This window comes from Rhodococcus opacus B4, assembly GCF_000010805.1.
GTDB lineage: Bacteria > Actinomycetota > Actinomycetes > Mycobacteriales > Mycobacteriaceae > Rhodococcus_F > Rhodococcus_F opacus_C.
The window spans coordinates 3,964,199-3,985,404 of the sequence record NC_012522.1 but is presented as its reverse complement, the minus strand read 5'-3'; the positions used below and the strand labels follow the sequence as shown (position 1 = coordinate 3,985,404).

Sequence of the window (21,206 nt, the reverse complement as noted above, 5' to 3'; positions counted from 1 at the left end):
GCCGCGATCCAGGTCTGATCGGTGGCATTGTAAGTGTGGGCTGTTACTCATCGTGGGTGCGGCGCGGCCGCACTGGTGCTACTCGGCCGGGCAACGCCCGGCCGCCGAAGTTCATTGCAGAAGACATGATCCGTTCCACTCGACGGGAGTTCATCGCATGGCCACGCACATCCACCTCGGACACATCTTCCACATCGCAGGCGCACCGAAAGTGACCGAAGCCGCGGCCGCCCTCGTGTCGATACCCGACGGCGCCCTGGTGCTGGACGACAGTGGGCGAATCGCGTTCTGCGGTGACCGCGCCGAGATCCCGTCCGAATACGAGTCCGGCACCGTGCACGACCACCGGCCCGGGTTTCTGCTGCCCGGGTTCGTCGACACCCACGTCCATTTCCCCCAGACCTACGCCGGTGACTCCTACGGCGGCGGGCAACTTCTGGAGTGGCTGACCCTGTGCATGTTCCCGTCGGAGGCGAAGTTCGCCGACCCGGAGTTCGCGCAGCAGGCGGCCATCGAGTTCACCAACCGGCGCATCTCGGCGGGCACGACCGCCGCCATGGTGTTCGGTTCGGCGTTTCCACATGCACAGGACGCCTTGTTCACCGAGACGCAGAAGGCCGGTCTGCGCATCGTCAGTGGCCGCGGAATTCAGACCGTCGGCGACGAAACCGCTCAGCCGTTGATGACGTCCGAGGAGGACGCCATCCGGCTCACCCGCGAGGAGATCGACAAGTGGCACGGCGCCGACACCGGCGATGTCGACACCGCGCTGCTGCATGTGGCGATCATCCCGCGGTTCTCGCTGTCGGTGACGCCGGAGACGTTGAAGAATCTCGGCGAACTCTACGACGAGGTGCGGGACCGCGGGGTGTACGTGCACTCGCATCTCAACGAGAACAACCGCCCCGGCACCGGCGAGGTCGACTCGACCAAGGAGACGTACCAGGTGAACTCGTACCTGGACACCTACGACGGGAAGTTCCTGCCCGGCTCGGCGGTCGGCGGAAAGAGCCTGCTGGGCCGGCGCACGATCCTCGCGCACTGCGTGCACTGCCAGGACGCCGAGCTCGAGCGGATGGCCGAGACCGGTACGTCGGTCTCACACTGTCCGATCTCGCAGCTGTTCCTGGGATCCGGAACGATGCCGTGGAAGCGCACGGTCGCATCGGGCGTCACCATTTCCGTGGGAACCGATTTCGGCGGCGGCGACGAATGGCTGATTCCGCGGGTGCTCGGCGACGCGTTCAAGGTACACATCACCGAGGCCGGTGACGACGGGGTGTCGATGCATCCCGCCGAGATGCTGTTCGTCGGCACCCTCGGCGGCGCCCGGGCACTGGACATGGAGAACCGGTTCGGCAACTTCGACGTCGGGAAGGAAGCCGACTTCGTCGTCGTCGACCCGTCGGGCACACCGGCGCTCGACCGGTTGCTGCGCAACGGCTTTCGATCCGCGGACCCCGAACTCGCCCGCGATCAGACCCTGTTCGCGCTGCTGATGGGGATCCGCGAGACGTCCATCACCGAGGTGTACGTCGCGGGCAAGCGCGCGCAGTCGTCCTAGACCGACGGTGGTGGCCGACCCCGCGGGCCGGCCACCACCGCGCTGCCTCAGCTGGGGTTCACCGACGAATGGTGGTTGGCGATCAGCCACTTTCCGTCTTCGTACCGGTACACCCACGTGACCCGCGCCGCCACGTCCTGACCGTTGGCGTTGATGACCCAGCGGCCCACGTTGTAGGCGAGGTTGCAGTCCGAGTATTTGAAACTTTCTTCCATCCGGGCCGTGGGATCGGCCTTGATCAGGTTGACGAAGTATTCCGTTATCTCCTCCGGGGTGTCGGCGATGGGCACCGACAGAGTCGGCAGCAGTATCGCGTCCGGCCGGTACAGCGCGGCAACCCTGCTCGCGTCGCCGGAGACCAGCGCGTCGTTCCAACTCGTGAAGAGCGCGTCCAGCTCGCTGTCACTGGCGCGGACGCAACTGTCCTCGCTGTCGGAGGACGTGTCCGACGAACATGAAACCACCGAGATCGTCAACGCGAGAATCGCAATGCCTGTGCCGAACGGTTTGGTATTCATACGAACCTCCGCGGAGAAGGGCGCGTACGGGAACGACCCGCCAACCGATCAAGCGTAACCCCGCGACCGGGCGGCGCGGATCGGATCAGCGCACCCCGACCCACGCGCCCGACGCGACCGATGCGGTGATGGCGTCGAGGGTTTCGGCCGCGGCCACGGCGTCGGCGATCGTTGCGCCCCGGGGCTTTCCGTCGACGATCGACGTGATGAAGTTGTTTCCCTCGATCACCTTGAGGTCGTCGTAGCTCATCGAGGATGCGGACCCCGGCTGGAAGCGGGCGTACGCCCCGGCGTCGGGTCCCACCCAGACCGTCGTGACCGGCTGGTCCTGGTACCTGCTTCCGAGGCTCGTGCCGAGTTCGTTCATCCGGCGGAAGTCCCAGTACACCGCACCTTTCGTGCCGTGGATCTCGAACCCGTAGTTGTTCTGCTCTCCGACGGCCACGCGGCTGGCGTCCAGTGTCACCCGTCCGCCCGATGCCAGACGGACCAGCGCGCTGACGAAGTCGTCGTTCTCCACCGTGCCGAGCTCGCCGCCGGTCGCGCGTGCGTGCCCGCTGGTGGCCCCGATCGGGACGGCGCGCTGCGGGATGAAGACGGCAGTATCGGCCACGACGGCGTCGATGTCTCCGAGCAGATACCTGACCAGGTCGACGCCGTGCGAGGCGAGATCGCCCAGCACGCCCGACCCACCGCGCGCGTTCTCGTAACGCCAGCTCAGCGCGCCGTCCGGATGGGCGGCGTAGTCGCTGAGAAAGCGGAACCGTGAATGGGTGATGGTGCCCAGTTCGCCCGAGGCGATGAGATCGTGCGCCATCGCGACGGCAGGAGCGTGCCGGTAGTTGAACCCGACGGTCGACTGGACACCGGCCTTCTCGACGGCGTCGGCAACAGCCTTCGCGTCCTCCGACGACAGCCCGACCGGCTTCTCGATCCAGATGTGTTTGCCCGCCTCTGCCATCGCGACGCCGATCTCGCGGTGCAGGAAGTTGGGTGCGGTGATGCTGACCGCGTCGATGTTCTCGTCGGCGGCGATGTCGCGCCAGTCCGTCAGCGCCGCGCCGAACCCGAACTGGGCAGAGGCTTCCTCGGCCCGGCCGGGCACCTCGTCGGCGACGGCGCCCAGCCGGATCGCCGGGACTTCCGGGAAGTGGTGGCGCTGCCGTAGATAAGCGTTCGTGTGCACTCGGCCCATCCAGCCGAATCCGGCTACGGCTACTGCGATCTCGGTGCGGTTTTCGATGGTCAAGGGAGACTCCGGAACTACTCGGTGCGGCGGGTGTCTCTACGACTGTGCTGCGCGCCGCGAGCGACGTCAATCGTTTGTGCGGACAAAGTGGCTCTCGAGGGGAAATTGATGGGTTTCCGCCCGAAGCAGCGGACCGCCGGTCCCCGGCCCGGCGGTCCCTCGCCCCCTCGACCGCTAGGCGCCCGCGCGTCGCACCAACGTCGGCACGCCGGCGTCGACCCGGACCACGCACTGATCGAGCGACTCGAACATCTCCTCCCCCGAATCCCCGGAAATGGAGAGGTCGTGCAACACTTGCCCTTCCGAGGCGAGAAGTGAGACCTGGGGCGCGACGTCCTCACCCGGGCCCGGGTTCGAATCCGGCTCCGCGGTCCGCATGACGGCGGCGAGAATGCTGCCGGTCTCGTCGGCCAGGACCTGCACGTGGGAAACCTTCGGTGTGGTCATGCGAGTACGCCTCCTTCGAGATGGAACCAGATGCCCGAGTTCGAGCTGTTGTGAATGCCGAGCACGTACCACTGCTTACTGGGTCCGCCGAACACCGGTTGGTTGGCGGTGCCCTGCCACTGCGTCACCAGGATCTTCGTGCCGCCGCCTCCCTGACTGGCATCGAGTTTCGCCGTCGCCAGCTGCGGCCCCTTCCAGATGTCCCCGAACGAGAAGGAGAATTGATTCGCCTGACCAGCGGCGAGAAAAAGCCCCTGAGGCGTTGTCGACCAAGCCATTTCGGTGTCCTTTCATCGATTCGCGAATGCGATACAGGACCGACCGTACGGCGACCTTCGCCGGTTGAACCGAGTAGTCGACTACCCGAATCCCGGCGTGAACACCTTCGACGTGGACTACGTGGGAAATCAGAGGAGAGCCGCCGGCACCTTCCCCGGCGTCGGCGGCTCCTCATCCGCTCCGAGAACGCTACGCACTGTAGGTCTTGCCCGGTCGCGGGTGACAGTGACGCCACAGCGCCTCTCGGCAAGTGGTCGCTCTCGGCGACTTTTCTGATGCGGTACCCGGGGTATGCGCGCCACTGTCGCCACTTTCAACAGCCGACCGCCGGGTTGTATTCCGCGTTCAGTTCCCCGTGGACTTCTTCCTTCCGCGTCTCTTGAACGAGACGTACGCGATGACGCCGACCAGAATCAGGATTCCAATGATCTCCACGGAAGACGTGTACCCGGCGGGACGCCTTCTCATGCGGCAGGTCTCCGAACCGATCTGCAGTGCACGGCTATTCGAATCGTCGCTAGTTCGTGCGTTCGGCCTTACCGGCGCCCGCCTGGTGCGCGGGCCCCACTCACGAGTCGCTGCCTCGGTCTCCATCAATTCCGGCTACTGCGTGCCGCCGGAGTCCACATGGTCGTCGTGCTCCGGGCGCCCCGACTGCGTGCTCGTCGTCCGGCCTTCGTACGGCGGAATCGGCGGCTCGGCGTCACCGGGCGGCAACGAGCCGGCGGCGGCCGTAGGGTTCCTGCCTTGCTCCGCGGTGGAGGCGACTTCCTCCTGATTCAGCGAACCGGCCTCGCGGCCCGTCTCGTCTGCGCCGGCCTGGTCCGGACCCGCGTCTCGCGATCCCTGGGGTCCGCGTTCGGATTGTGGTTCCTCGTGTAGCTGCTTGCCTGGTTCGGTGGTCATGATCTTCGCCTCATTTGTCGTTGACATCTGCAATAGCTATGCCCTGGGACGCGAATGCGAAACCGTATCTCTCGAAGGGACAGTTCGGATGCGCGCCCTCGTAGTGCGTGATTCGTTTTGCGAACGTCTGGGCACTCCGAGAAGAGCAGACCGTACAGCAACGTTGCGGCGCCGATCCCATCGATTTTTTCAGCGAGGAGCTACGCCGTGCCCAAGAAGAACCCGCCCATTCCCGGCACACCCGGGTCCGGCACCCCGGCGGTCGCCGAGCCCACGGAGCCCACCGAGCCGTTGCCGCCCAAGTCCGACCAGCAGGCGCCCGCACTGCAAACCGCGACCGGGCGACCGGTGGAGGGACCGGCCACGGCGCGTGGCCAGCAGGGAGCACACCTGACGACCGCGCAGGGCGCGCGTCTGTACGACACCGATCACTCCCTCGAGGCCGGTGAGCGAGGACCGACCCTGCTGCAGGACCACCACCTGCGCGAGAAGATCACGCACTTCGATCACGAGCGGATCCCGGAGCGGGTGGTGCACGCACGCGGCGCCGCCGCCCACGGTGTCTTCCGGGGATACGGCTCCGCTGAACCGATCAGCAAGGCGGCGTTCCTCGCCGAGGACGTCGAAACCCCGGTCTTCGTCCGATTCTCCACCGTGCTCGGCTCCCGGGGGTCGGCCGACGCCGTCCGCGACACCCGAGGGTTCGCGACCAAGTTCTACACCGGCGAAGGCACCTTTGACCTGGTGGGCAACAACATTCCCGTGTTCTTCATTCAGGACGGCATCAAGTTTCCCGACATCATCCATGCCGGCAAACCGCACCCGGACCGCGAGATCCCGCAGGCACAGAGTGCGCACGACACCTTCTGGGACTTCGTGTCGCTGCATACCGAAGCCACCGCGCACACGTTGTGGAACATGTCCGATCGAGGCATCCCGCGCTCGTACCGAATGATGGAAGGATTCGGGGTCAACACATTCCGGATGGTGAACGCTGGGGGCGACAGTTCACTCGTGAAATTCCACTGGAAGCCGAAACTGGGTGTGCACTCCCTGGTGTGGGAGGAAGCCCAGATCGTCAACGGCATGGACCCCGACTATCACCGCCGCGACCTCGCCGACGCGATCGAGTCCGGCACCTACCCCCAGTGGGAACTGGGTATCCAGGCGTTCCCCGATGTCCCGGAGCAGATGTTCGAGGGCATCGATCTGCTCGATCCGACCAAATTCGTGCCCGAGGAATTGGCGCCGGTACAACCGATCGGGTTGATGACGCTCAATGCGAATCCGACGAACTTCTTCGCCGAAACCGAGCAGGTGGCATTCCACCCCGGGCACCTCGTCCCGGGGATCGACACCACCGACGACCCGCTGCTTCAGGCGCGGCTGTTCTCATACCTCGACACCCAGATCAGCCGGCTCGGTGGGCCCAACTTCGGGCAGATCCCGATCAATCGACCGCATGCGGAAGTCAACGACATGCTGCGAGACGGCATGCACCAGAGCGGGGTCCATCCCGGGGTTGCACCGTACCGGCCGAACTCCCTCGACGCCGGCTGTCCCTTCCTCGCCGGGGTCGACACGGCATTCGTCGAGGTACCGGTCCCGATGCCCGAAACGACGAAGTTGCGGGGCGCACCCGCCAGCTACGACGACCACTTCTCGCAGGCCCGACTGTTCTACGCCAGCCTCAGCGCCGTCGAGCAGGCACACGTCGCCCAGGCCTACACGTTCGAGCTGGGCAAGTGTTACGAGCGGGCGATCAAGGAGCGCGCCCTCGGGGTCGTCGCGAATATCGACCCCGGCCTGTGCGCGACGGTCGCCGAGGGGCTCGGCCTCCGGATACCGGAGCCGACCGTCGCGTACGACATCGCGCCGACGCCCAGCCCCGCGCTGTCGCAGGTCGGAGCCGAGTGGCCGCTGGACGGTCGGATCATCGGCATCGTCGCCGACGACGAGTCGGATCTGTCCGAGGTGGGCGACCTCGTCGAGAAGATCGGCAAGAACAGCATGGTGCCGCTCGTCATCGGGCCGCACGGCGGCGAACTGGGCTCGGGCAAGAACGCCGTGCCCGTGTCGCGAACATTCCTCACGATGCGGTCGGTGGAGTTCGACGCCGTCGTCGTCGCGACTCCGACGTCGGACCCACGGGTGCTCGTGTTGCTGACGGAAGCATTCCGGCACTGCAAGGCGATCGGGGGATGGGCCACCGGTCGCCCCCTCCTCGACGAGGCCCGCATTCCCGGCGACGCCCCCGGCATCGTGATCGCCGACGACGCGTCTGCACTGTTCGACGGCCTCACGGCGCTGATGAAATTTCATCGCGCCTGGGAACGGACTCCCATTTCCGTGTGATGCGGAATCACCTTCGGGGTACTCGCGTCGTAGGCACAGCTGATTGTGGGCGCAGAGGTCTGTGAAGGAGACCACGCACGGCGAAGGGGTTGGCATGAACACATCGGACACCGAGAACCTCAGTCAGACCATGGCTACGCTCGCACGAACCCTGTCTGCGCCCCGCACGGTCGACGAGCGACTCCGGGCGGTCACGGCCTCCGCGGTCGACCTGATTCCTTCCAAGTCCTGCGCCGGAATCCTCCTCGTATCCAAGGGAACCAAGTTCGAGACGGTGGCACCCACGTCGCCGCTGCTCCGGAAACTCGACTCCGTACAAGAAGAGCTCGGGCAGGGACCATGCGTGGTGGCGGCGATCAAGAATCTCGTCGTCCGCAGCGACGATCTTCGCTCCGATACGCGGTGGCCACAGTTCACCGCAGCCGCTGTCGACGCAGGGATCCTCAGTTCCATTTCCTTCCAGCTGTACACCGCACGGGAAAAGATGGGAGCTCTGAACCTTTTCGCGTTCGAACCCAACGCCTTCGGCCCCGAGCAAGAAGCCATGGTCGAAGTTCTGGCGGCTCATGCGGCGTTGGCATTGACGGCGGCGCGTACCGAAGAACAGCTCCGATCCGCGATTTCCTCCCGTGACATCATCGGGCAAGCCAAGGGCATGCTGATGGAACGGTTCGCCATCGACGCGATTCAAGCTTTCGAACTACTCACCAAGTTGTCTCAGGAAACGAACACGCGACTCAACGTCGTCGCGCAGCAGGTCATCGAACGCAGGTGACCGGCGTGTACGGGTGAGGGTGATCGACGGTCGGATCACCCACTCGCGGACGTGGCTGACCCCGCACTCACCGGTGCCGGCAAAGCGGCCCGATCCGGAGCGAGAACTCGGCCGCGTACGTAGGCGGCACGACGGTCGGGGGTCGCGGAGCAGCGCGTAGGCGGCGAGGATGCGTTGAAGTTCCGGGTCCGCTGCGAGTGGCACCCACCAACTGTGATCCGTACGCATCAACATCGTGTCCACCTCCAGAAACCCTCTCTGGGCGGACTGATCTGTGTCGCCCAATGTCACATCGGTTCCGGCTGAGTGAACCAATGTCGCATTGGACGGCGAAGGCCTTATGGGTACTCCTACCAATAGGTTTCGGCCGCGCCCGGGCACGGCCGTCACCAGGTCCCGCCGGTTGAGTCCACAGCCGGCAGGACCGTCCAGGTCGGCCAGCGAGCCGGATTGGCGAATGCCGGTCGGGGTACTCGATTTTCATGGCACGTCCCTTCGAAGAAACTCCGGGCGCCGGACCGAATGTCCCGGCGGGTAGCGACAACCCGACGTCCCGCCCCGGCGCGCACGATGTACCGCCCGAGGTGGCCCGAGGCAAGGGGATTCGGCACACCCGTACCGGGGCGACCTGGACCGGGCTGGTGATCGGAACTCTCGTCCTCGTCCTGCTGCTCGTCTTCATCCTCCAGAATCTCGACGGCGTCGTTCTGGAGCTGTTCGCCTGGGAGTTCACGGTCCCGCTCGGTGTCACGCTTCTGTTCGCCGCAATCGCCGGCGCGGTGATCGTGGCACTCGTGGGCAGCATCAGGATTCTGCAGATCCGCCGGGCCGCGACTCGGCAGCGGAAGCTGATTTCCTGACCGATTCGTGCACCCTCCGACGTGCGCGCTCGGCATACTGGCAATGGCATCGAGGTAAGGCCGGTCGAGCGCAGAGAACAGCGGGTGAGGCTGTGGACAGTGGTGAACTCCTCGGCTCGAATGCACCCCCACAGGGCGGAAGTTTCCGGTTCTACCTCGACGGTGAACGCTGGCAGTGGTCCGACCCCGTCGCCCGGATGCACGGCTACCGACCGGGTGAGGTCACCCCGACCACCGAACTCCTCCTGTCCCACAAACATCCGGACGATCAACCGCAGGTCGCGGCACTGTTCGACAAGATGATCCACGCCGGCGAGCCGTTCTGCAGCAAACACCGCATCATCGACACCGACGGTCGCATCCACCACGTGATCGTGGTCGGCGACCGCATGTTCGACGAGAGCGGTCAGGTCACCGGCACGTCCGGGTACTACATCGACGTAACCGAATCGTTGGAGACCGACCCGCGCGGATACAACCGCGCGCTCACCGAGGCCGTCGCCGAACTCGCCAAGTCGCGGGCGGTGATCGAGCAGGCCAAGGGTGCGCTCATGCTCGTCTACGGCATCTCCTCCGAACGAGCCTTCGGCATCCTGACCTGGCGCTCGCAGGAAACCAACACCAAGCTCCGCACGCTCGCCGAACGCTTCGTGCACGCCCTCGCCGCAGAGGCGACCCTCCCCGACTCGTTCCGCGCCCGATTCGACCACCTGCTCCTGACCGCCCATGAGCACCACGACCACGGGGCGGGAGACACGGGTGGACCGAGCGTTCCGACCGACAGCCCCCGCTAGGCGGTGGTGACGTCGGGCGGGTCGGGCAGGTCGACGTCGAGAACGAAGTCGAGCCAGATCAGGGCATCGGCCAGGGTCTCCGCCCGCATGGTGACGTCGAATTGCTCGGCAGCGGTCATCGCCCGCTGCGCCTCCGCGAGGTCCTCGGCGAGGAACGCCGACACCGTCCGCAGCACCCATCGCTCCGACGCCGACAACGCGTCGACGTCGACGAACCCGCCGTCCGTGAAGCGCAGATCGAGGATGAACCTCTCCCCTGGTCCCGCGGCGCCCAGCCGCGCGACGACCACCCCGACGATCGCATCGACAACCCAGGCGAGCACGTCCTTGTATTCCGGTCTTTCTCCGACCGCATGTGGTTCGGCGCACACCCGGGATATCTCGTCGGAGAACCGGGCGGCGTCACGGTCACCGGCCAGGCGCATCAGCCGTCCACCGACCGCCGCGGCCGACGAACTGGTGGGCCTGTCCGCGTCCGATCCCATACTTCGAGAGTGCCCGAAGCGGGACACCGCCACACAGTCCCTGGTGCACCTCGACCGACGTACCGAATCCGAACGGTGTAGTTTTGCCGTACGCCTTATCCTCAGGGGACTCCGAGTGAGCACCGTCACGGCGACGGACACGGCCGAGAAATCTGCACGAAACATTGACGTTACGTTCCGTTCGTACAGTGTTGCCCCGACGCACCCCCACCTCATCCGCGGGGTACACGCGAGGGAGAAACACATGAGTGGGAATGCCGTCCGTCTGCAGGCGATCAAGGACGTCGAGGCCTATGTGCCTCCGGCCGTCAGTTTCGTCGACGACGAGAAGCCGGGCGAGATCTTCGGTCAGAACGTGTTCAGCAAGACCGTGATGCAGAAGCGTCTGCCGAAGTCGGTCTACAAGTCCGTCATCGCCACGATCGAGAAGGGCAAGCCTCTCGACCCGATGGTCGCCGACGCGGTCGCGTCGGCGATGAAGGACTGGGCGCTCGAGAAGGGCGCCACGCACTACGCGCACGTCTTCTACCCCCTCACGGGCCTGACCGCGGAGAAGCACGACAGCTTCTTCGACCCTGTCGGTGACGGGTCGGCGCTCGCCGAATTCGCAGGTAAGACACTCGTGCAGGGCGAACCCGACGCGTCGAGCTTCCCCAACGGCGGGCTCCGCAACACGTTCGAGGCGCGCGGTTACACCGGGTGGGACGTCACCAGCCCGGCGTACGTGCTGGAGAACCCGAACGGCAACACCCTGTGCATTCCGACGGTGTTCGTGTCGATGACCGGCGACGCGCTCGACCACAAGACGCCGCTCCTGCGGTCCCAGCAGGCGATGGGTGTCCATGCGGAACGCATCCTGACGCTCTTCGGCCACGAGAACGTCGAGAACATCGTCTCGTTCTGCGGACCGGAGCAGGAGTACTTCCTCGTCGACCGCCACTTCTTCCTGGCCCGGCCCGACCTGCTCAACTCCGGCCGCACCCTGTTCGGCGCCAAGCCGCCCAAGGGTCAGGAGTTCGACGACCACTACTTCGGCGCCATCCCGGAGCGTGTTCTCGGCTTCATGATGGACACCGAACGTGAGCTGTTCAAGCTCGGTATTCCGGCGAAGACCAGGCACAACGAGGTCGCCCCCGGCCAGTTCGAGATCGCACCGATGTTCGAGCGCGGCAACATCGCGGCCGACCACCAGCAGCTGCTGATGACGACACTCAAGACGATCGCCAAGAAGCACGGCATGGCGTGTCTGTTCCACGAGAAGCCGTTCGACGGTGTCAACGGCTCCGGCAAGCACGTCAACTTCTCGCTCGGTAATTCCGAACTCGGCAGCCTCCTCGTGCCCGGCGACAACCCGCACGACAACGCCCAGTTCCTCGTGTTCTGTGCCGCCGTCATCCGCGGTGTGCACAAGTACGGCGGCCTGCTCCGCGCCTCCGTCGCCTCGGCGACCAACGATCACCGACTCGGCGCGAACGAGGCTCCCCCGGCCATCATCTCCGTCTTCCTCGGAGATCAGCTGGCCGGTGTGTTCGAGCAGATCGCGAAGGGGGCGGCCACCTCGTCGAAGGGGAAGGGCACCATGAAGATCGGTGTCGACACCCTGCCCGTGCTCCCGACCGATCCGGGCGACCGCAACCGCACGAGCCCGTTCGCCTTCACCGGCAACCGGTTCGAATTCCGGGCGCCGGGTTCGATGCAGACCGTCAGCGGTCCCATCGTCACCATCAACACGATCATGGCCGAGTCCCTCGACTACATCGCCACCGAACTCGAGACCGCGGTCGCGAACGGAACCGACTTCGACACAGCAGTGCAGAACCTGCTCACCGAGATCATCACCAACCACGGTGACGTCGTGTTCAACGGGGACGGGTACTCGGAGAACTGGCAGAATGAGGCGGCCGCGCGCGGACTGCCGAACCTGCGCACCACCCTCGACGCGCTGCCCGAACTGATCACCGAATCGGCGGTCGAACTGTTCGGCAAGTACCAGGTGTTCAACCACCGGGAGATGCACTCGCGCTACGAGATCGGTCTCGAGCAGTACGCGCTCACGATCGGTGTGGAAGCACGGCTGACCCTGGAGTTGGGACAGACGTCGATCCTCCCCGCCGCGATTCGCTACCAGACCGAGTTGGCGCAGAACGTCGCGGCGCTGAAGGCGGCCGGCGTGGACGCGGACCTGTCCGCACTCGAGGCCGTGTCGGAACCCCTGGCGAACCTCCGGGCCGCGCTCGCCGAGTTGAAGTCGGCGCTCGCCGCTCAGGGCGAATCGGAGGCATTGTCCGAGGCCACGCATGCCAAGGACGCCCTCCTGCCCGCCATGGCCGCCGTTCGCGCAGCGGCGGACAGCCTCGAGGACATCGTGGCCGACGACCTCTGGCCGCTGCCCACGTACCAGGAGATGCTCTACGTCCTCTGACGTAGTTCCACACGCAATCGAGGTCCGGAACCTACGGCGGAAGTCGCCGTAGGTTCCGGACCTGTCTGTCTAACGCGACCGTCCCAGGCTCGCCAGTACAGCGTTCGCCGCACGCTCGCCGGACGTGGCCGCGTCGGCGAGCGACGGCAGATCGAGCTGGTAGTCGCCGGCGAGGTAGATGTCGCCGAGCGGATCACGAAGCGTCGGAAGCGAATTCCTCCGCCCGGGCGCCCAGAAGGGCACGACCCGGTGGTGCTTCCGCACGATGCCCTCGCCCAGCTTTCCCTCCAGCTCGGGAAACACCGCGAGCAGGTCCTGCCGGTATCGCGACACGATCTCCTCGTCCGGAAGGTCGAACAACGCGTCGGCGTGGGCGCCGCCTGCGAAACAGGCCAGTGCTCCACCCGGTTTGCGGTCGTCGCCGGTCCGCATCGCCGCGGCGTGGTTGAACATCGCCTGGAACGACAGTTGCGGCGTCGAGACACCGAAGTAGTCGTCCCAGCGCTGCGGCCCGACTTCGTCGGTGAAGAATCCGACGATCACGTACCGGCCGTAGGTGATGTCGTTGAACGCATTCCGATGCTGCTGCGTGAGGTCCGGGATGATCCGCTCGGCGATATCGGCGGGCGCGGTCACGATCGCGCGCTTCGCCCGCAGCCGCACCTGCCGGTCACCGTCGAGGTAGTCGACGACCACGCCGCCACCGTCCTGCCGCACGGAGTGCACCGACGAATTCAGCCGGATCCGGTCACCGAGATCTTCCGCCAGCACGTCGGTCAACGTCTGGTTGCCACCCACCGGCAGCGAGAAGTTCGGGATCTTCTCCGGGTCGGCCAGCGCGAGACCGACCGACGTGACGAACTGGGTGGCGGCCGTCTCCTCCACCTCGCATCCCATCCACTGCGCCGACCACGACCGGACGACCGCGGCGGCCAGCTTCGACCGGACGCCCCTCAGCAGGTACGACGCCAGCTTGGTGTCGAGGTTGGCGCGAACCCGTTGCGCGACACGGCTCTGCGACTCCAGGAACGGCATGACGGCGAGGATGCGGGCACCGACGATGGCCATGCCGATCCGGTCCATCATGGTCATCCGCGTGCGGAACATGAGCGCGACGGGATTCGAGGTGTCGACCACACCGCCGTTCAGGTACAGCGCGACGCTCTTGCCCGCGAGCGAGCCCATCTCGATGCCGTGCCGGTCGAGGGCATCGATCAGTGTGCCTGTGCCCTCGGTGAACTGAGTGCCGACGTTGATCCAGTAGTCGCCCTTCCGGACGGTCTCGACCCGGCCACCCGTGCGATCGGTGGATTCGAGCACCACCACGTCGGCCTCCGGCGCCAGCGTCGTGGCCGCCGTCAACCCCGACATTCCGGCGCCGACGACGACGACCTCGGCGGTCTCCTCATGCACTTCGTATGTGGTCATGCTTGGTTCCTGACTTCGGATCGATCAGAGGGAAGGGCCGGCGAATCGGCCTTGTTGTGGGCGTCGAACGCCCGGTACGCGCGGTAGTACGTGAACATCTGCAGGCCCCACGTGGACAGTGCGAGGATGTAGAAGATGGTGTGCTCCGAGTCGTCGCCCGGGATGTGGACGAAGTCGTAGATCGAGGCGATGACGAATCCGCAGGCGGTGGCGACGGCGGCCCAGATGGCGTGCCCGCGCTCGCGAATGTCCCACAGGCGCTTGACGAAATAGATCAGGAAGGTCGTGGTGAGCACGTTGACCACGACGAAGAAGATCTTCGCCGGCGCGCCGATCTCGTTCTGGTACCCGGTGAGCAGGAAACCCACAACGGCCGCGAGGGCGAAGGCGCCGATGTCCACCGCCACGGACGGCTTGTACCGATGGGTCACCTTCATCAGCCCGAGGACCAGGATCAGCGTGATACCGACGGACCGGGAGAATGCGTCCAAGAACGACGCGAAGAAGTACATCGGGCTGTCGTGACCGGCCTTGATGAGCCCGTAGATCAGGAAGTTCGATCCCGAGGTCGCCACGATGATCCACTCGATGCCGAGCAGGTAGTTCTTGTAGTTCCGGATGAATTTGATCCCGTAGGTGAATCCGACGGCGATCATCCAGATGTCCGCGACCGCGAAGAGCAGTTCTCGAATGGACATGATTTCTCCTTGGAAGGTGACGGGCACCGATGGTCAGTTCGTGAGGGCGGCCAGGCGGTCGGTGGCTCGGTCGGCGAGCCAGGTCGCGTGCAACGCGGGCCCGCTGACGAGGCTGGGCCAGAAGCGCTTGCGGCCGTGCCAGATCGCTGCGAGGTCGTCGTGCAGCGGCGCGCCGCCGACCCGGTCCGCCAACAGGTGGCCCACGTACTGCGCCTGGGCGAAGCCGTGGCCGTTGCAGGCGAGTGAGTACAGCACGTTGTCGGAGGCCTCACCGGCGACGGGGAGCCACGTGGAGCTCATGCCGATCCAGCCTCCCCACGCCTGCTGCGGCTCGACGTCGCGCAGGCCCGGAAAACGCTCGCGGAATCCGCGCACGAGGTCGTCGGCGACATTCCGCGCCGGGGTGCGGTCCGGCAGCGGGTTCCGGCCGGTCTGCACGCGGCGGTGCCGAACACGATGGTGCCGCGCGGGGTGACGCGGTAGCTCTCGATGATCATGTGCAGCGTGACCAGCGGGGCGGGGCTGGTCCAGCCGATCTCGTCGAGTCGCTCGGGTGCAACGAGTTCGGTCTCGACCAGCGAGGGTGAGTTCGTCCTCGGTCTGCGGAGGGCGACGATCGCGTCGGGCGTGCGGAGGGCGACGATCGCGTCGGGCGTGCGGGTTGAGCGTGCCCCCGACACCCTCACGCATTCCGCCGAGAAAGCCGTCCGGCAGGCCCGCCTCCCGGCCCTCGACGAATTCGGCCGACGACCCGGCCTCGGCCATCACCTTCGCGTTGCGGCGCGCGTGCCGCAGCTGACCCTTGGAGACGGCGGCCATCACGATGCCCTCCGACTTGTAGCCGCAGTCGATTCCGTGGCGGACGATGGCGTCCTCGGCGAAGTGCACCGCGTTCTCGGCATACCGGTACAGGGTGCGCAACCGTTCGCGCTTCAGCAGGAAACCCAGCAGCTCCGGGTCGGCCGCGATCGAGTTCGTGATGTATCCGGCGTTGCGGGAGCTGGCGCCCCAGCCGAGCGTCTGCGCCTCGAGGAGCACCACGTCGGTGCCCTTCTCGGCGAGGCGAAGCGCAGCCGACATGCCGCCGACGCCGCCGATCACGACCACGTCGCAGTCGATGTCACCGGTCAGGGGCGGTTCGACAGCGGCGGGTGGTGCCGCCCACCCGGTCTCGTGAATCAGCTCCATCTTCGTTACTCCGTCTCGTCCGCAGGGATGACCGCGGTGCCGCGAGCGCGCACCGCGACCACGGGCGGCTCCAGGACCTGCGAGCGACCGGTGCCGTCGGAGCCGCGGCAGATCACCCGGAGCTCGAAATCGACTGTCCGGCTCCGGTTGCCCTTCTTCACCAGCTCGGCCTCGGCCTCGACGACGTCGCCGCCGCGGATCGGGGCGAGGAACTCGACCGACGAGTAGCCGGCGAACAGTCCCTCGTGGCCGTCGGTCTCGATCGACAGGTTCGTGCCGACGTCTCCGAACAACTTCAGAGCGAAGGCGCCGTCGACCAGATTGCCCGCGTAGTGGGCATCGGAGAATGCGACGTATCGCCGGTGGACTGCCTTGCTCATGAGATCTCCAGATGGATCGGGCCGAGGTGGCGGGACTCTGCTTCGCCGTCGATCTCGACGCCGGGGTATCCGCTCTTCGCGATCTCGGTGCACATCCGGCTGGGCGGTCGTGTCCCTCGACTACCGGCTGGCACCCGAAAACCCCTACCCGGCAGCGCTGGAAGATTGCCTCGACGCCTACGCGTGGCTGACCCGGACAGCACCGGAACTCGGCATCGATCCGGGACGGATCGCGGTCGGGGGCGACTCTGCCGGCGGTAATCTCGCCGCCGCTTCTGCCTGCACCGGCGCGACGAATGCAGCCCCCTCCCGGTGACTCAGGTACTTGCCTACCCCGCCGTCGACGGTTCGTTCACCACGCCGTCGTGGTCGGAATTCGCCGATGCGCCGCTGCTGAGCACCCCGGACGCGCGCTGGTTCTGGGACCAGTACGTCGGCCCGGGACATCGGGCGGACGACCACCTCGCGGCACCCATGCGCGCCGAGTCGCTGCGCGGCCTGCCGCCTGCGCTGATCCTCACCGCGGAGGTCGACCCGATCCGGGACGACGCCGAGGCCTACGCGGAGCGGCTGCGGCGCGGAGGTGTCCCCGTCTCGCTGACCAGGTATCCCGGCGTCTTCCACGGCTTCGTCACCGAAGTCGGCGTCTTCGCGCAGGCGAAGCAGGCGATCGACGAGGTGTGCCTGCACCTGCGCGAGGTCGCGCGGGCATAGAAGACTGGGACTCACCGCCGGACGGCGGCAATTCGACGAAGGAAGGGGCCCGCGCCTTGTCTCCATTCGTTGGAAGGTGGCTCTCCGAGCGCCGCCGCTCCGGCGCGAGCCTGCTGGTGGCTGCCGTTGCGGCGGTACTTCTCGGCGCCCCGGGGTCGGCTTTCCTCGGCGTCGCCGACGCGAGCGTGATCGTGCTCCTCCTCTACCTCGTGGCATATCTCGTGGTCACGGTCGTGGCGTTCTCCCAGGCACCGGACACGGTGGTGCAGCAGTGGGCGGAACGCGAGAGCCGCGGGACGGTACTGCAGCGCTATGTCCTGGGCACCGCTCCCGGTCCCGGGGTCTCCCTCTTCATGGCGGCGATCGCACTCGCGGTCGCGGTGGTGTGGCTGCCGGGTCGTGGCGGTGGCGCTCTGCCGGACCCACTCCGGATCGGCGTCGCGGTCGTCCTGGTGGTCGTGTCCTGGACCTGCGTGCTGGTGTCGTTCGCGATCACCTTCTACGCGGACAACGTCGTCGAGCAGGGCCAGGGACTGCACTTTCCCGGCCCGCCACCGCGGTGGGCCAGTTACGTCTACTTCGCCGTATCCGTGATGACGACCTTCGGGACGACCGATGTCGAGGTGACCTCCGATGCCATGCGCCGGACGGTCGCGGTGAACGCCGTGATCGCGTTCGTCTTCAACACGGTGACAGTCGCGTCGGTCGTGTCCGTCCTCGCCGGCGCCTGAGTGCCTTCGATTGAGCCATCCGTCGAAACTACGGCGATCGACGTTCCTCCACGACCCAGGATGCGACCTGTGCCCGCGAGGTGAATCCGAGTTTGGCGAGTATGCGTTCGACGTGTCCCTGCGCGGTGCGCTGTGCGATCACGAGCCGGGCGGCGATGGCCTTGTTGGTCAGCCCCTCGGCGATCAGCTCGGCGACCTGTTGTTCGCGTTTCGTCAGTTTCACCGATCCGGACGGTGCGGTGACTTTCTGGGGTCGTTCACCGAGTGCGTACGAGACGGCCGCGTCGAGATCCATTTTCCGGCCTTGTTGCCGCGCGTCCTGGTAGTCCTTCTCGGTGAGCATCCGGCGGACGACCCGTTCGCATTCGTCGTGATGAACGAGCAGGTCGGGGACGAAAACAGCAGGGCTTCCCACGGCGTGGCCGATGGCTTCGGAAGCTCCCATCAACATTGCGGCGCGCTTGGGATGAGTGCCTCCGGCGATCCAGGCGAGCGCCTCGAGGCAATTCGCGCAACCGACCGGATCGTCGACGAGTCGGCTGAGCCGCAGCCCCTCCTCGAGCAACTCGGTGGCACGACGCCGTTCGCCCTGCCGCCACTGGGCAACCGCCATGACCCACAGCGCGTAGGCCCGATACACGGATTCCCCGTGACGTTCGGTGATCGCAAGGGCTTCCTCGTAGCATTCGACCGCCCGGCGGGGATCGGCGTCGAGCAGCTCGTAGGTCAGCCCGAGCAACGTGAGCGTTTCGACGTGTATGACCATCTCGCGCTGCGCTTCTCGAAGCACAGGCAGTGCCCGCTCGAAACCGGAGGACGCACGCGCGAGGTCACCGCTGAAGATCCCGCAGACACCGTCCGCGTGGTCGAGAATGGCGTGCACGAGTGGATCGGGGACCCGATCGGCAAGGGCACGCGCCTGCTCGACCAGGGCGACACCCCGCTGATGGTCTCGCTGCTGTTCGGCCACCAGACAGTCGGCGTAGAGCGCTTTGAATGTGACAAGCGTCGGCGCCAGATTCGGGGACGACAGAAACCGGTCGAGCCATCGCCGGGTCTCGCTGAGCAGACCTCGGGTACCCCAGAGCAGGGACGCGACGGTGGCGATCTGCAAACCTTCCTCGACGTCACCCTCGTCCAGGCAGAATTCCATGGCATCCCGCAAGTTCGGCTGATCGCGGTTGAACCGGGAGAGCCATTCGAGCTGCCGAGGTCCGATGAACTCGGCTTCAGCGGTGTGGGCCAACTCGTGATACCAATCCCGGTGCCGTCGACGCAGGTTCGCATAGTCGCCGGTCTGCTGAGCCTTCTCCCGGCCGTAATCGCGGAGAGTCTCGAGCAGCCGGTACCGCACCGTCGTGCCCTGGTCTTCCCGGGTGAGGATCGACTTGTCGACGAGCGATGCCACCGCGTCCAGCAGATCCTGTGCCTCGCCGCCTGCTCCGCATACCTGTTCTGCCGCATCCAGTTCGAAACTGCCCGCGAAGACCGACAGCTGTTCCCACGCCCGTTGCTCTTGCCCGGTGCAGAGTTCGTAGCTCCAATCGAGACACAGCCTCAGCGTCTGCTGGCGCGAAGGTGCGCCGCGGCTTCCGCGAGTCAGCAACGCATAGCGGTCGCTCAGGCGCTGCAGGATCTGCTCGGGTGACATCGCCCGCAACCGCGCCGCCGCCAGTTCGATCGGTAGCGGCAACCCGTCCAGCCGACGGCAGATTCGGGTCACCGCGGTCTTGTTGGTCTCGGTCAGGGCGAAGGCCGGCACCGCGGCGGTGGCGCGCTCGGTGAACAGCGACACCGCGTCGTAGCGGGGCAGACCCTGGAGTGACGGCTCGCGATCCGGGTCGGGCACGGTCAGCGGCGGCACGCGCAACGTCACTTCCCCGCCGATTGTCAGGGGCTCCCGGCTGGTCGCGACGATCCGCAGGCTCGGGCACTGTTGCAACAGCGTCGTCGCGAGGTCGGCCACGGCATCGACCACTTGTTCGCAGTTGTCCAGTATCAGCAGGAGTTCCCGCGAAGACAGGAAGTCCAGCAGGATTTCTCGAAGAGACCGGGCCGTCTGGTCCCGCAATCCGAAGGTGGTGGCGACGACGTCGATCACCAGCGACGGGTCACGGACCTCGCCGAGTTCGACGAGCCAAGCCCCGTCGGCGAATTCGCGCTGCATCGCTGTGGCAAGCCGTAGTGCCAGACGCGTCTTCCCGACTCCTCCGATACCGGTCAGCGTCAGCAGCCGCGACGATGCCAGTAGACTTTTCGCCTCGGTGAGTTCATGCCTGCGCCCGACGAAGCTGGTCAATTCCAGAGGTAGATTTCCGGCCCGATTTGCGGACGGACCGAGGGACGTTCGGCGCGGAGAGTCCGGCGAGTCGGGTACGGGTATGTTCGGTGACTCGTGCAGGGCCATGACGTCTACGGGCACGCCGCGGCGGAGCTGGACGTCGCGCAGCTTCTCGCCGAATGCGGCGGCAGAGGACGGCCGATCCTCCGGCAAGCGGGCCATCGCCTGCTCGATCACGGTCGTGACGTCGTCCGCGATCCCCTGGTCGCGAAGATCCGGTGCCGGCTCGGTGGTGATGCGGACGAACTGGGCTACCAGCCGTTCGCCGCTGCGCCGCTCGAACGCGGCGTGCCCGGTGACCGCACAGAACAGGGTCGCACCCAGCCCGTAGATGTCCGAGGCCGGGCTCGCGGAGGCGCCGCCGAGGACCTCGGGTGCGGTGAAGGCGGGAGAACCGGTGACGATGCCCGTGGTGGTTTCGAAACCCCCGGACATGTGTGCGATCCCGAAGTCCGTGAGCGCCGGCTCACCGTATTCGGTGAGGAGGACGTTCGCGGGTTTGACGTCCCGATGGACGATGCCCTGCCGGTGTGCGGTCTCGAGTGCGCCCGCGAGCTTGACCCCGAGGTGCAGCACCTCGTCCACCGACAGCGGGCCGTGTCGTCGGATACGGGCGTCGAGGGAGCCCTGCGGGTGGTAGGGCATCACGAGAAACGGATCGCCGCTTCCCGTGATGCCGACTTCGAGCACGGTCACGATGTTCGGATGGCCGGTCAGCCGGCCCATCGCGCGCTGTTCCCGGAAGAATCGTTCCCGGTTCTCCTTCGCGAGATCGGTTGTCAGAACCTTGACGGCCACGGTCCGGTCGAGTGCGGCCTGCGAGCATCGGTAGACGACACCGAATCCTCCGCGCCCGATCTCCTGGGCGTCGTCGAACCCGTCCGCACTCAACTGCGCGGTGGCCGTCGGGTCCACATCGCGTTGGGTCTCGAACGGATCGTCATCGGCCACTGCTAGGTCGATTCATCCGAGCCATGTCGCTGGTTCAGCACCACTTACCTCTCGAGGACGCCTCCTCAGGATATCGCCGACGACCGGCTACGGCGGTGACGTATTACGCGGTGGTGCCTGC

The 21,206-nt window shown here is 66.2% G+C and carries 17 protein-coding genes and 2 pseudogenes; 8 read left to right on the top strand and 11 right to left on the bottom strand.

Going from position 1 to position 21,206, the window contains the following annotated elements; translation table 11 throughout:
• Positions 1-157: 157 nt before the first annotated feature.
• Positions 158-1,564, top strand: a complete 1,407-nt coding sequence (locus tag ROP_RS18200) for a guanine deaminase (protein ID WP_012690872.1) — start codon at positions 158-160, stop codon at positions 1,562-1,564.
• Positions 1,565-1,611: 47 nt separating this feature from the next.
• On the opposite strand, the gene ROP_RS18195 is transcribed toward ROP_RS18200, so the two are convergent.
• From ROP_RS18195 to ROP_RS18175, 5 genes are all read right to left on the bottom strand, one after another.
• Positions 1,612-2,082 carry a DUF4440 domain-containing protein gene (locus ROP_RS18195; RefSeq protein ID WP_012690871.1) on the bottom strand — a complete coding sequence of 157 codons (471 nt, stop codon included), beginning with the start codon at positions 2,080-2,082 and terminating at the stop codon, positions 1,612-1,614.
• A gap of 85 nt (positions 2,083-2,167) precedes the next feature.
• Positions 2,168-3,331: a Gfo/Idh/MocA family protein gene (locus tag ROP_RS18190; RefSeq protein ID WP_012690870.1), complete on the bottom strand. Its 1,164-nt coding sequence runs from the start codon at positions 3,329-3,331 to the stop codon at positions 2,168-2,170.
• Positions 3,332-3,505: 174 nt separating this feature from the next.
• Positions 3,506-3,778, bottom strand: coding sequence for a hypothetical protein (locus ROP_RS18185; RefSeq protein WP_012690869.1), 273 nt, complete (start codon positions 3,776-3,778; stop codon positions 3,506-3,508).
• Positions 3,775-4,056, bottom strand: coding sequence for a hypothetical protein (locus ROP_RS18180; protein ID WP_012690868.1), 282 nt, complete (start codon positions 4,054-4,056; stop codon positions 3,775-3,777). Before ROP_RS18180 ends, ROP_RS18185 begins: the two co-directional genes overlap by 4 nt.
• Before the next feature lie 604 nt (positions 4,057-4,660).
• Positions 4,661-4,963 carry a hypothetical protein gene (locus tag ROP_RS18175; protein ID WP_012690867.1) on the bottom strand — a complete coding sequence of 101 codons (303 nt, stop codon included), beginning with the start codon at positions 4,961-4,963 and terminating at the stop codon, positions 4,661-4,663.
• Between the two features lie 207 nt (positions 4,964-5,170).
• Here ROP_RS18175 and ROP_RS18170 point away from each other — a divergent pair, with 207 nt between their 5' ends.
• The 4 genes from ROP_RS18170 to ROP_RS18155 all read left to right on the top strand — a co-directional run bounded on the left by ROP_RS18170 (position 5,171) and on the right by ROP_RS18155 (position 9,747).
• Positions 5,171-7,318, top strand: a complete 2,148-nt coding sequence (locus ROP_RS18170) for a catalase (RefSeq protein ID WP_012690866.1) — start codon at positions 5,171-5,173, stop codon at positions 7,316-7,318.
• A 94-nt stretch (positions 7,319-7,412) separates the two neighbouring features.
• Entirely contained in the window at positions 7,413-8,093 is a 681-nt protein-coding gene (locus ROP_RS18165) for a GAF and ANTAR domain-containing protein (RefSeq protein ID WP_043824941.1), read from the top strand.
• A 482-nt stretch (positions 8,094-8,575) separates the two neighbouring features.
• Entirely contained in the window at positions 8,576-8,953 is a 378-nt protein-coding gene (locus ROP_RS18160; protein WP_012690864.1) for a lipopolysaccharide assembly protein LapA domain-containing protein, read from the top strand.
• Positions 8,954-9,045: 92 nt separating this feature from the next.
• Positions 9,046-9,747 (top strand): PAS and ANTAR domain-containing protein, encoded by a 702-nt coding sequence (locus tag ROP_RS18155; RefSeq protein ID WP_012690863.1) that lies wholly within the window; start codon positions 9,046-9,048, stop codon positions 9,745-9,747.
• Here ROP_RS18155 and ROP_RS18150 read toward each other — a convergent pair.
• Positions 9,744-10,232, bottom strand: coding sequence for a hypothetical protein (locus ROP_RS18150; RefSeq protein WP_012690862.1), 489 nt, complete (start codon positions 10,230-10,232; stop codon positions 9,744-9,746). The two genes, ROP_RS18155 and ROP_RS18150, sit on opposite strands and share 4 nt — an antisense overlap.
• Before the next feature lie 244 nt (positions 10,233-10,476).
• On the opposite strand from ROP_RS18150, the gene ROP_RS18145 reads away from it, so the two are divergent.
• Positions 10,477-12,654, top strand: a complete 2,178-nt coding sequence (locus ROP_RS18145; protein ID WP_012690861.1) for a glutamine synthetase III — start codon at positions 10,477-10,479, stop codon at positions 12,652-12,654.
• A gap of 69 nt (positions 12,655-12,723) precedes the next feature.
• Here ROP_RS18145 and ROP_RS18140 read toward each other — a convergent pair whose 3' ends face one another.
• From ROP_RS18140 to ROP_RS18125, 4 genes and pseudogenes are all read right to left on the bottom strand, one after another.
• On the bottom strand, positions 12,724-14,082 hold the full coding sequence (locus tag ROP_RS18140) for a flavin monoamine oxidase family protein (protein WP_012690860.1): 1,359 nt from the start codon (positions 14,080-14,082) through the stop codon (positions 12,724-12,726).
• A complete protein-coding gene (locus ROP_RS18135; RefSeq protein ID WP_012690859.1) occupies positions 14,079-14,780 on the bottom strand; it encodes a hypothetical protein in 702 nt (233 codons plus the stop codon). The genes ROP_RS18140 and ROP_RS18135 overlap by 4 nt, the downstream gene beginning before the upstream one ends.
• Positions 14,781-14,813: 33 nt before the next feature.
• Positions 14,814-15,968 (bottom strand): annotated as a pseudogene (locus ROP_RS18130) (NAD(P)/FAD-dependent oxidoreductase).
• 5 nt (positions 15,969-15,973) lie between these two features.
• On the bottom strand, positions 15,974-16,348 hold the full coding sequence (locus tag ROP_RS18125) for a hotdog domain-containing protein (RefSeq protein ID WP_012690857.1): 375 nt from the start codon (positions 16,346-16,348) through the stop codon (positions 15,974-15,976).
• On the opposite strand from ROP_RS18125, the pseudogene ROP_RS45270 reads away from it, so the two are divergent.
• Together ROP_RS45270 and ROP_RS18115 are read left to right on the top strand one after the other, a co-directional pair.
• Positions 16,347-17,062 (top strand): annotated as a pseudogene (locus ROP_RS45270) (alpha/beta hydrolase). The gene ROP_RS18125 and the pseudogene ROP_RS45270 overlap by 2 nt on opposite strands.
• Before the next feature lie 56 nt (positions 17,063-17,118).
• A complete protein-coding gene (locus tag ROP_RS18115) occupies positions 17,119-17,793 on the top strand; it encodes a DUF1345 domain-containing protein (protein ID WP_148222492.1) in 675 nt (224 codons plus the stop codon).
• Positions 17,794-17,821: 28 nt separating this feature from the next.
• Here the strand turns inward: ROP_RS18115 and ROP_RS18110 are convergent, their stop codons facing one another.
• Positions 17,822-21,085 carry a protein kinase domain-containing protein gene (locus ROP_RS18110; RefSeq protein ID WP_012690853.1) on the bottom strand — a complete coding sequence of 1,088 codons (3,264 nt, stop codon included), beginning with the start codon at positions 21,083-21,085 and terminating at the stop codon, positions 17,822-17,824.
• Between the last annotated feature and the right edge of the window lie 121 nt (positions 21,086-21,206).

Bases quoted from the DNA above. Each gene is read 5' to 3' on its own strand.
- ROP_RS18195 (WP_012690871.1), bottom strand. From the start codon at position 2,082: ATGAATACCAAACCGTTCGGCACAGGCATTGCGATTCTCGCGTTGACG.
- ROP_RS18160 (WP_012690864.1), top strand. From the start codon at position 8,576: ATGGCACGTCCCTTCGAAGAAACTCCGGGCGCCGGACCGAATGTCCCG.
- ROP_RS18200 (WP_012690872.1), top strand. From the start codon at position 158: ATGGCCACGCACATCCACCTCGGACACATCTTCCACATCGCAGGCGCA.
- ROP_RS18125 (WP_012690857.1), bottom strand. From the start codon at position 16,348: ATGAGCAAGGCAGTCCACCGGCGATACGTCGCATTCTCCGATGCCCAC.
- ROP_RS18180 (WP_012690868.1), bottom strand. From the start codon at position 4,056: ATGGCTTGGTCGACAACGCCTCAGGGGCTTTTTCTCGCCGCTGGTCAG.
- ROP_RS18175 (WP_012690867.1), bottom strand. From the start codon at position 4,963: ATGACCACCGAACCAGGCAAGCAGCTACACGAGGAACCACAATCCGAA.
- ROP_RS18150 (WP_012690862.1), bottom strand. From the start codon at position 10,232: ATGGGATCGGACGCGGACAGGCCCACCAGTTCGTCGGCCGCGGCGGTC.
- ROP_RS18140 (WP_012690860.1), bottom strand. From the start codon at position 14,082: ATGACCACATACGAAGTGCATGAGGAGACCGCCGAGGTCGTCGTCGTC.
- ROP_RS18145 (WP_012690861.1), top strand. From the start codon at position 10,477: ATGAGTGGGAATGCCGTCCGTCTGCAGGCGATCAAGGACGTCGAGGCC.
- ROP_RS18135 (WP_012690859.1), bottom strand. From the start codon at position 14,780: ATGTCCATTCGAGAACTGCTCTTCGCGGTCGCGGACATCTGGATGATC.
- ROP_RS18185 (WP_012690869.1), bottom strand. From the start codon at position 3,778: ATGACCACACCGAAGGTTTCCCACGTGCAGGTCCTGGCCGACGAGACC.
- ROP_RS18165 (WP_043824941.1), top strand. From the start codon at position 7,413: ATGAACACATCGGACACCGAGAACCTCAGTCAGACCATGGCTACGCTC.